This is a genomic window from Paenibacillus sp. SSG-1 (assembly GCF_002224835.1).
In the GTDB taxonomy this organism is placed as follows: domain Bacteria; phylum Bacillota; class Bacilli; order Paenibacillales; family Paenibacillaceae; genus Paenibacillus_AQ; species Paenibacillus_AQ favisporus.
In genome coordinates, this window is record NZ_MBRK01000001.1 from 6,308,114 (window position 1) to 6,315,471 (window position 7,358).

The window sequence follows — 7,358 nt, forward strand, 5'->3', positions numbered from 1 at the left end:
AAAACGGATGCAAAAATGGATCATGAGCGGTGTATTAACGATCGCAGTGGTTATGGCAATTGTGCTCATGTTTACGCTTCCAGGCAAAGAGCAGGTGGCGGAAGAAGAGAAGCCGACCATGCCGGAAGTTACGATGGACGCCGCAGCGGCTGAATCTACGATTAAAGCGCAAGGCTGCATTAGCTGTCACGGGGATCAGCTTCAGGGTGCCGTAGGCCCGAACCTTCAAAAGATCGGAAGCCAACTGTCCGCTGAAGAGATTTACACCATTATCACTAAAGGTAAAGGCGGCATGCCATCCTTTAAGGACAAGTTGAAAGCTGAAGAGATTGCCAATGTGGCCCAGTGGTTGGCTGAGAAGAAATAAAAGTTGTAACGCATACAGAAACACGCTTTGGAAGAACGGGACGTTCATCGCAAAGCGTGTTTTTATTTGCTGCATTATTCTCGTTACCTTTTTTCGCCGGAACGCATTTTTTCGAACAGTTCGTTAAATTGGTGGGCCTCCTTGACATCCAGGGACGTAATCCCGCCTTCATCCCATGAAGTCAAACGCAGCGTCACATTTTTATAATCAATCGTAATAAAGGGGTGGTGGCCAAAAGCCTCTGAAATGGCCGCAACCTCATCCACGAAGGAAATGCCCTTCATGAAATTGGAGAAAACGTATTTGCGCACGATCCAGCGGCCCTCTTCAAGCTCCCAGCCTTCCAGCTTAGACAAATGCGTTTCTACTTCTTCTTGCGTATATACCATTCTTCCGTTCCTCCCTGAAACCTAACATCCCCGAGGTTCACCAGGATGTGTCATTAATGTATGCTCGGGCGAAAAACCTTTACCCATTGTATTCATCCCTGAATGTAATCATGCTTCTCCAAGGAGAGTACATACGAATAATATCTTACCATGGACGGGTTTATAAAATCCATCCGGCCCCAGGGACTATATCAGTGAGACTACGGTCAGCTCCTCGTCGCCGATCAAGAGGTTGATCCGGTGATGGTCCTTGTCATACATCACGACACCGCTTCCAACGGTGATGACAGGTTCGGCTCCCAGCGCATAGAACAAATCCTCCGCCAGCGCCTCATGCACCTCACGCTTCTCTTCGATGCCCAGCTGCATCCAATCCTGCTCCGCCATTTCAAAAAATAAATAACTGTCCGGAATTTCCCCGACAGCTGCCGTCAAATCGGTCAATATGCCGTCATAGTCACGACCATGCTTAACACCCATGCCATTCCCTCCATATCGAAGTTTAGTTACTCATACGATCTATAAGCGATGATTGTGAATGGTGAATGCCCTGCTCCATGCGCCCCTGTGTCAGGGTCTCAAGTGGGCCATTCGTCACCCGTTTGTGCTGTGATTATTCCCTTCAGGGTATGGTGCTCGGACTTGATTTTGTAGGACAGATGAACCTTGTTATTTCATTATACCGGAAAATATCCCTTAAAAAAAAAGAGAATGGTGTCGATAAATAATATAAACCGTTTTTTGTGAAAGCGACCATGTTGCAAGGATGTAAACGCGGTCGATTCCGAAAGGATTCAATTCTATTTCTCATGGATGAGGTGTGCAATGGAAATTTCAACGATTGTTGGCCTGATACTCGGTGTGGTTGCCGTCCTAGTCGGCATGGTGCTGAAGGGCGCCCCGATCGTCAGCCTGCTGACGCCCGCCGCTTATGTCATTATTCTCGCCGGAACCGCCGCTACGCTGTTTATCGGCTTTCCGATGTCTGAGATCAAGAAGTTCCCCAAGCTGTTAAAAATGACCTTCGTCAAACAAAAGCTCATGCAGCGTCAAGAGCTCATCACCCTGTTCATGGAGTGGGCCTCCATCACCCGCCGGGAAGGCCTCCTCGCTCTGGAGACCAAGGTCGAAGAAATCGACGACGCCTTCCTGCGCAACGGTATGCGCATGATTATCGACGGTAACGACCAGGAGTTCGTCCGCGACGTCTTGATGGAAGATATTGCGGCGACGGAAGAGCGTCACCGTGCAGGTGCCCTGCTCTTCTCCCAAGCCGGTATGTATGCTCCTTCCCTCGGGGTGCTTGGTGCTGTCGTCGGCCTGATCGCCGCCCTGACCAAGATGGAGAATATGGCCGAGCTGGCCCACGCAATTGGCGCGGCCTTTATTGCGACGCTGCTCGGTATCTTTACCGGCTATGTCCTGTGGCACCCGATCGCCAATAAGCTGAAACGCCTGTCCAAAAAAGAAGTGGAGCTCAAGCTCATGATGGTGGAAGGACTGCTGTCGATTCAATCCGGCGTATCCACCATTGCGATCAGCCAGAAGCTCTCCGTCTTCTTAACCCCTTCCGAGCGCGCTCAAATGAATGAGAAGGAGGATGGTTCAGGTGGCCAAGAAGACTAGACATGAACCGCATGAGGAGCATGCCGACGAATCCTGGCTTCTCCCCTATGCCGACCTGCTGACACTGCTGCTGGCCCTGTTTATCGTGCTCTATTCCATGAGCGCCACGGACGCCAAGAAATTCGAGGAAATGAGCCAGGCCTTCAACAATGCCCTCAGCACCGGAAATGGCGTGCTCAACTTCAGATCCAATTTGCCGATGGATAAAAATATGGACCAAGGCAAAAAAGACTCCCAAGAGAGCATCGTCACGAATAACAATGACAAGAAACAGAAAGCCCAGCTGGCCAAGCAGGAACAGGAAGACCTGGAGAAGCTGAAGCAGCAGCTGGATCAATATATCAAAACGAACGGCCTGACGAACCAGCTGGATACCAAACTGAACCAATCGCAGCTTACGATCACGATCAGCGACAACGCCCTGTTTGCTTCCGGCAGCGCTCAGGTGAAGCCGGAGTCACGCCAGCTGGCGCTCGCCATCAGCAGCATGCTGCAGCAGTTCCCTACGTATGACGTCGTCGTGTCCGGTCATACGGACAATATGCCGATCTCGAACAGCGAGTACGCGTCCAACTGGGACCTGAGCTCCAACCGGGCGCTGAACTTCCTGAAGATTCTGCTCACCAACAAGCAGCTCGACCCGGCCAAGTTCACCTCCACCGCCTTCGGCGAGTTCCGGCCCGTGGCTTCCAACGATACCGCAGCCGGCCGTGCTAAAAACCGCCGCGTCGAGGTATCCATCATCCGGAAGTACCAGAATATCAGCGAGCAAATCCCGGTAACCACGAATAAAAAATAGCATAGCGATAACTAATGGACAGGCTGTTCCCTTTGGATAAAGGGAGCAGCCTTTTTGATAGTAGACGGCACATGTCTCAGGGAATGGTCTTCCGGCCTTTTATTATAGGTTGAAGCCCTCACCCTGTATCAGGCCTGCCCTCTATCCTAGGCGGTAATTCAACAGCTGTCCAAGCTCTTCCTTTTCCTGCGGCGTTAAATCGCGCCATTTCCCTTTGCCCAGGGATCCCAGATGGATATTCATAATCCGGATCCGCTGCAGTCGGCGCACCTCGTAGCCGAAGGCGCTGCACATCCGGCGGATCTGCCGATTTTTCCCCTCGGTCAGAATGATCTTGAACACCCGCTCCGAGATCCGAGTCACCTTGCAGGGAAGGGTCATTTCGCCCAAAATCTTCACCCCGCTGGCCATGCCTGTCAAAAAGGACGGCGTAACCGGCTTGTCCACCGTGACGATGTACTCCTTCTCATGCTTGCCTTCGGCCCGCAGTATTTTATTGACGATGTCGCCATCACTAGTCAGAAGGATGAGCCCCTCGGAATCTTTGTCCAGCCGGCCGATCGGAAAAATCCGCTCCGAATGGCCCACGAAGTCCACAATGTTGCCCTTGATATGCTGCTCCGTCGTACTGGTGATCCCAACCGGTTTATTCAGCGCAATATAGACATGCGTCTCCTTCTTCGCCTGCAGGGGCCGGCCGTTGATGCGGACGTCGTCCCCGTCCTCCGCCTGGCTGCCCAGCACCGCCTGAACGCCGTTGATCGTCACCTTCCCGCTCTCTACCAGCTTATCCGCTTCACGCCGGGAACAATACCCGGTCTCACTGATATATTTGTTAATCCTCAAAGCTTATAACCCCATCTCATTATGGTTTACCTCGGACAAGAGTGCGGTTTATTCCCGTTCTGGTCCTTCCCCATGCTCCGGCTGTGCCGCCGGCAGCGTTAACGTAACCTGAGTGCCCTTGTTAACGGCGCTCTCGATCTGAAGTGATCCTTTATGGCCCTCCACGATCCGCTGGCTGACCATCAGGCCAAGGCCTGTCCCGTTTTCCTTGTTGGTAAAAAACGGTTCTCCTACCTTCTCCATCTGGTGCTCAGGAATCCCTACGCCTTCATCCGTAATCGTAATCCCCAGGTGGTCCGGGTCCGGCCGGAACAGTTCGATATGGATGACACCGCCTTCAGGCATCGCCTCCATGGCATTTTTCAGCAGATTGATAAAGACCTGCTTCAGCTGGTTCTCCTCGCAATGAACGTCCGTCTCGGCCGTCTGGGAGGACATGACGAACTCAATCCCGTGAAGATTGGCCTGACTGCTCAGCAGCGACAGCACATCCTCTAAAATATCACGAACATTTTTATTTCGGAAGTGCACAGCCTGGGGCTTGGCCAAAATTAAAAATTCGCTCACGATCAGATTGATTCTCTCCAGCTCAGACAGCATGATCTGGTTGTGCTTCGGATCGACCCGGTTGTTATACTCCTGCAGCTGCAGGAATCCCCGAAGCGTCGTGAGCGGATTGCGGATCTCATGCGCCACCCCGGCCGCCAACTGCCCGACCGTGGTCAGCTTCTCGGACCGGCGGAGCAGCTCGTCCATCCGGTTGCGTTCCGTCATGTCTCTTGAGATGCTGATGAACGATACGACCTTCCCTTCCGGATCCCTGACCGCGGACGTGCTGATGCTGACCTCCACAGGGGTCCCGTCCTTCTTGATTCGGACCGTTTCTACTGCCGGCAGCTGTTCGCCCTGCATTAAAGCGTCGAGTCTTGCCTGCACTTCGCCCTCCAAATGTCCGGGAATCAGATTGATCCGCTTACCGATCACTTCATGGCTTGACCAGCCGTACAGCTTTTCAAAAGCTTGATTGACCTGAATGATATTCCCCTCAAGGTCCGTCGTATGAATCGCATCCGCCGTCTGCTGGATGACAGACTCCAGATGCTCTTTCACCGAGCGGTTCTCTTCCACGGCCTGCTTGAGCTGGTCGGTATAACTGCTCAGATTATCGGTCATCGTGTTGATTTTGGCGGCAAGCAATCCGAGCTCATCCTTGCTGTTGATGACGAGCGGCGTATCAAAGCGCCCCTGGGCGACGTTTTTCACTTTACCCAGAATCGCATCGATCGGCCGAATGAAGTATCCGGCCTGCTTATAACTTACAATGACGAACAAAATCAACAGAAAGGCCGAAATCGATATATAAGAGACAAGCTGCTTCTGCAATACCTTGGATATTTGCGCATAATCCATGACGATGCTGATGATGTAGGATGCCTGAGACGCACTGTTCACAGGGATAAAGCTCTTTAACAGCTTTTTACCATCGATGCGCGTTTCATAAACGACATTCGCTCCTGTCTGTGCTGCCTTCTCCACAGCCTGTTTGTCGTTTTCGAGGTCGATATATGTATAGGTACCGTATCGTATCGGCCGATTATGCAGCTTAGTCTTATCATGGACATATCCTTGTCCGGACATTCGGACGCCCGCAAAGGTCTGCGGATTGATGCAGCTGATTTCAAGTATCTCCCCGTTGATTTTCTTCGTTTTGTCGAGCACCTCCTCCGGACTCGGGATATGGGTGCCGATCTGATGGAGAGAATCGGTGCGAATATACGGATCAATGATATAGTTTCGTTTGGCGTCATAATAATAACCCCATTTGTCGATTACATTCGGCTTGGAGTTCGAATATTCAAACGGTCCGGTCCAAAAATGGTCGGCAGCCGCTCCGTACGGAATCGTTACACGTTCTTCCTCAAAGAGCTGCTTAAACGCCTTATACCAGTATCCCCAGTCTTTGGTGGAGAGACCGAGCTCAGCAGGTTCCGAGGACTTGGCAATGATAATATCATCACCTGTGCGGACTAGCAGGGCGATATGGGTGACCCCCACCTGCTTGCTCAGCTTGGCCAGCTGCTCGTTCGTAATGTTCTGGATATCCGGGTCCAGCTCTTTGGCAGCCAATTTGGCAGCCACATGCAGAAGCTCCCCGATCTGGCGTTCGACCATGCCGGCGCTCTCCTGGCTCTGTTCAATGGAGGCGGCCACCTGCCTGGCGGCCAGCAGCATTTTGCGTTCACTTTCCCGGCGTAAACTGGCTTGCGTTGTGTACAAACTAAGAATAATATTTAAAAGTAAAATCAGACAGAGTGAACCGGCCATGGTGAGGGACAGTTTCTTCTTCATTGACACATCGGGTCACCTCTAATCTTGCCTTGGCGATAATTGGAATAATCTATTCCATCATACTCTGTAGGCTGATATTTGAAAAGCTTGTCGAAAATGATCAGCTTAACTCGAAATAACGCAGCATGTCCACAACTTATCAACATATTCACAGCACCATTTAATAAATTGGGGATAATTCTGTGCGTAATCAAATAGTTATCCACAAATTTATGCACAGCATGTTAACAATAGAATGCTTGTTCGCTGAATAAGCCGAAATTCGGTACAGGGAGGCTCTTTTACGTTGGAAAATCAAACAAAACATCCGCTTCATGTGGATGAGTCTGTGGATAATGATCGTCATGAACACTGGATGCGCGAGGCAATCCACCAAGCCAAATTGGCGGAGGAGTTGGGGGAGGTGCCGATCGGAGCGGTCATCGTCCGCAACGGGGAGATCATCGGGCGGGGCTATAACTTAAGGGAAACGTCCCAGGACGCGACCGCCCACGCCGAGATTGTCGCCATCCGGGAAGCCAGCATAGCCGTACAATCGTGGCGCCTGCTGGACTGCACGCTATACGTCACGCTGGAGCCGTGTCCGATGTGCTCTGGGGCGATCGTCCAGTCCCGCATCCCACGGGTCGTCTACGGCACCTACGATCCCAAGGCGGGATGCGCTGGAACGCTGATGAACCTGCTGCAGGAGCCGCGCTTCAACCACCGCACCGAGGTCATTGCCGATGTGCTGCAGGAGGAATGCGCTGGGCTGCTGACCCAGTTTTTCCGCAAGCTGCGGGGCAAAGCCTGACACAAACAAACAGCCCGGCCAGTAACCCTGGCCGGGCTGTTGTGATTCGTACGGGGCTTGCTTAGTAAGCCGTAGCTCCCATTTTCTCCTGAAGCTGCTCCATCGTAATAACATCCGCTTCTTTTGGAATGCCAATGCTGAAGGTTTGCTTCTCGTTGATCTTGCTGTATTGGCTCCCCGCCCGCAGCC

8 protein-coding genes are annotated in these 7,358 nt (G+C 52.1%); 4 read left to right on the forward strand and 4 right to left on the reverse strand.

Features of this window, described 5'->3' with window-relative positions; translation table 11 throughout:
* Nucleotides 1-7 precede the first annotated feature (7 nt).
* The gene (locus BCV73_RS28775) at nucleotides 8-367 is read left to right on the forward strand and encodes a c-type cytochrome (protein ID WP_089549441.1); all 360 of its coding nucleotides are present in this window, start codon (nucleotides 8-10) and stop codon (nucleotides 365-367) included.
* 83 nt (nucleotides 368-450) lie between these two features.
* Here the strand turns inward: BCV73_RS28775 and BCV73_RS28780 are convergent, their stop codons facing one another.
* Nucleotides 451-756: a 4a-hydroxytetrahydrobiopterin dehydratase gene (locus BCV73_RS28780; protein ID WP_076176937.1), complete on the reverse strand. Its 306-nt coding sequence runs from the start codon at nucleotides 754-756 to the stop codon at nucleotides 451-453.
* A 186-nt stretch (nucleotides 757-942) separates the two neighbouring features.
* The gene (locus BCV73_RS28785) at nucleotides 943-1,236 is read right to left on the reverse strand and encodes a hypothetical protein (RefSeq protein ID WP_076176936.1); all 294 of its coding nucleotides are present in this window, start codon (nucleotides 1,234-1,236) and stop codon (nucleotides 943-945) included.
* Between the two features lie 345 nt (nucleotides 1,237-1,581).
* On the opposite strand from BCV73_RS28785, the gene motA reads away from it, so the two are divergent.
* The gene (gene motA / locus BCV73_RS28790) at nucleotides 1,582-2,382 is read left to right on the forward strand and encodes a flagellar motor stator protein MotA (RefSeq protein WP_076176935.1); all 801 of its coding nucleotides are present in this window, start codon (nucleotides 1,582-1,584) and stop codon (nucleotides 2,380-2,382) included.
* Complete coding sequence (gene motB, locus BCV73_RS28795; protein ID WP_076176934.1) at nucleotides 2,366-3,181, forward strand: flagellar motor protein MotB; 816 nt, start codon at nucleotides 2,366-2,368, stop codon at nucleotides 3,179-3,181. The genes motA and motB overlap by 17 nt, the downstream gene beginning before the upstream one ends.
* 141 nt (nucleotides 3,182-3,322) lie before the next feature.
* Here motB and rluF read toward each other — a convergent pair whose 3' ends face one another.
* On the reverse strand, nucleotides 3,323-4,027 hold the full coding sequence (gene rluF, locus BCV73_RS28800; RefSeq protein WP_089549442.1) for a 23S rRNA pseudouridine(2604) synthase RluF: 705 nt from the start codon (nucleotides 4,025-4,027) through the stop codon (nucleotides 3,323-3,325).
* A gap of 48 nt (nucleotides 4,028-4,075) precedes the next feature.
* Nucleotides 4,076-6,376 (reverse strand): ATP-binding protein, encoded by a 2,301-nt coding sequence (locus BCV73_RS28805; protein ID WP_318672240.1) that lies wholly within the window; start codon nucleotides 6,374-6,376, stop codon nucleotides 4,076-4,078.
* Nucleotides 6,377-6,662: 286 nt separating this feature from the next.
* Here BCV73_RS28805 and tadA point away from each other — a divergent pair, with 286 nt between their 5' ends.
* On the forward strand, nucleotides 6,663-7,169 hold the full coding sequence (gene tadA / locus BCV73_RS28810) for a tRNA adenosine(34) deaminase TadA (RefSeq protein ID WP_256993036.1): 507 nt from the start codon (nucleotides 6,663-6,665) through the stop codon (nucleotides 7,167-7,169).
* Nucleotides 7,170-7,358: the final 189 nt, after the last annotated feature.